Source organism: Psychrobacter sp. AOP3-A1-26 (assembly GCF_052378235.1).
Taxonomy (GTDB): Bacteria; Pseudomonadota; Gammaproteobacteria; order Pseudomonadales; family Moraxellaceae; genus Psychrobacter.
In genome coordinates this window covers 1-2431 of the sequence record NZ_JBQSXN010000155.1, presented here as the reverse complement: position 1 = coordinate 2431, position 2431 = coordinate 1, and the positions used below count along the sequence as shown (strand labels likewise).

The window sequence follows — 2431 nt, the reverse complement described above, 5'->3', positions numbered from 1 at the left end:
TAATAATCATAACCGACGCTATAGCCAGACTTATGAGCCTAATCGCATTGATATAAGCTACATACTCTATTGAAAAAAACATTTGTTATGGCGCTGTTATGCACACAAGGGACATTTATTATGTGGAAGAATATGGGACTGACAGGCAAGATTATTGTTGCCATGATACTCGGTATCATACTGGGTTTATTGATAAACTATTTAGGACTGAACGCTGAAGGCAGCTTCGTTAATACTTATGTCACCAACGGTTTTTTTGCTATTGTCGGTAAGCTGTTTGTCAACTCGCTCAAAATGTTGGTGGTGCCTTTAGTTCTCATCTCGCTTATTTGTGGCGTTTGCGGCATTGGTGACATCCGTTTACTTGGTCGCATTGGTACCAAAACCTTTCTTATCTATATGATGACAACGGCCTTAGCGATTGCAACAGCGATTGGGCTTGGCTCGCTATTTGGTATCGGTAAAGGCATGAATATCGAAACCGAAGCAGCGTTTGAAGCCGCGTCAGCACCACCATTGCTCGATGTATTCTCAAACATCATTCCGTCCAACCCCATCAGCGCGATGGCGAATGGCGATATGTTATCGATTATCTTCTTTGCCATTCTCATCGGTGTCAGTATCTTGATGGTTGGTAAACCTGCCAAAGGCTTGGTACAAAGCTTAGAATTAATTAATGAAATCATCTTAAAGATGGTGACCATTATTATGAATCTTGCTCCTTACGGCGTTTTTGCACTCTTAGCCAAAGCCATGTCTGAGCTTGGATTGGACCTTATTTGGTCGTTGCTCGGCTATGTGGTGGTATTGATTGGTTCATTGGCTTTCCATTTTTTCATTACCCTGATGATCGTACTCAAGGTCTCTTCGGGCTTATCGATCAGAACCTTTTTGGCAAAAATGCGTGAAGTTCAGATTTTTGCGTTTAGTACCTCAAGCTCAAACGCGACAATTCCTATTACTTTGCGTACCGTCACTAAGCGTATGGGGGTCAACAATTCAGTCGCTTCATTTACCGTGCCTTTTGGTGCCACTATCAATATGGATGGTACGGCTATCATGCAGGGCACGGCGACTATTTTTATTGCCAATATTTATGGCATTGATTTGGGCGTGACCGAGTACCTGACTGTTATTTTAATGTCAGTGCTAGCCTCTATTGGTACCGCTGGTGTGCCGGGTGTTGGTTTGATTATGCTTTCCATGGTATTTGCCCAAGTCGGCCTACCTATCGAAGGTATCGGCCTTATTTTAGGTGTGGATCGTATCTTAGATATGCTACGTACCGCTGTAAACGTCGGTGGTGATGCGGCCGTCACTGCTATCGTGGCAAAATCAGAAGGCAAAATGGATTTAGCAATTTACAATGATCCTGATGCTGGAGCAAAAGACTTGTTTGACGGTCATATCGATGAAGACAATGAGCGTGAATTTTCAGAAGTCTTTAGTGATGGAATCATGGGTAGTGAGTACGATGACATTGATCGTCGCCACTAGTCATTCTTATTATCTATAAATGCTTATTAATAAAAAAACCTCAGCCACATTTCACATTGGCTGAGGTTTTTTTGGCTCGGCTACGTATACTTTCTTAATAGATATCACCCACTCACTGTGAAAACTTAGATTAACCAATAAAGCGTTAGGACAATTAACCAAAAACGTACTTGGTTATCATCGCCAAGCATACCAAGACAATCATTGGACGAATCAGCTTACTACCGCCTTTGACCACCATATGCGAGCCAAAATACGCCCCTATCGTTTGACCTACCATCATTGCTAGCCCTACTTTCCAAAGGACATTGCCGCCCAAGATAAAGAATATTAACGAGCCAATATTGGTAGACAAGTTCAATACCTTTGCCGCGCCTGTCGCTTCGACTATCTGCCGGCCGCGCAATGCCACATTCCCAAGCGCAAAAAACATCCCCGTTCCAGGTCCCATATAACCATCATAAAAGCCAATCAAGGGCGCAGCAACTTTTTGCCATTTGCCTTCTGAAATACGTGGTGCCGCTTCTACCTCACCAAGTTTGGGTGCAAATAAGGTATAAATACCGATAGCGGCAATCAAAAACGGAATCAGTTTTTCGAGTAAATCCGGTGGAGACATCTGTACCGCAATACTACCAATCACCGAACCAATAAAAGCAGCGATAATAGCCACTTTTATACGCTGCGGCTTGACCACCCCTTTTTTGATCATCGTAATGGACGCTGCCAATGCACCTGAGGCGGCTTGCAGCTTGTTGGTGCCTAGCGTTAGCACGGGTGGGATATTGGCAAGCAACATAGCGGGTATGGTCAACAAGCCACCGCCACCAGCAATGGCATCAATAAATCCTGCCAGCGCTGCTACAGCAGTAAGCATTAAAATAATCTCTAATGAGAGTGATACATCCATGACGCTGACCTACAAGTTTTAAAA

General features: G+C 43.6%; 2 protein-coding genes. One reads left to right on the top strand and one right to left on the bottom strand.

The window, feature by feature from the left end:
* The first annotated feature begins 120 nt into the window (after positions 1-120).
* On the top strand, positions 121-1497 hold the full coding sequence (locus ACT3TU_RS13950; protein ID WP_192524907.1) for a dicarboxylate/amino acid:cation symporter: 1377 nt from the start codon (positions 121-123) through the stop codon (positions 1495-1497).
* 154 nt (positions 1498-1651) lie between these two features.
* Here the strand turns inward: ACT3TU_RS13950 and ACT3TU_RS13945 are convergent, their stop codons facing one another.
* Positions 1652-2407 (bottom strand): TSUP family transporter, encoded by a 756-nt coding sequence (locus tag ACT3TU_RS13945; protein WP_192524906.1) that lies wholly within the window; start codon positions 2405-2407, stop codon positions 1652-1654.
* Positions 2408-2431: the final 24 nt, after the last annotated feature.

What these genes read in the sequence shown, in the direction of transcription:
- ACT3TU_RS13950 (WP_192524907.1), top strand. Translation starts at nt 121, where the DNA reads ATGTGGAAGAATATGGGACTGACAGGCAAGATTATTGTTGCCATGATA.
- ACT3TU_RS13945 (WP_192524906.1), bottom strand. Translation starts at nt 2,407, where the DNA reads ATGGATGTATCACTCTCATTAGAGATTATTTTAATGCTTACTGCTGTA.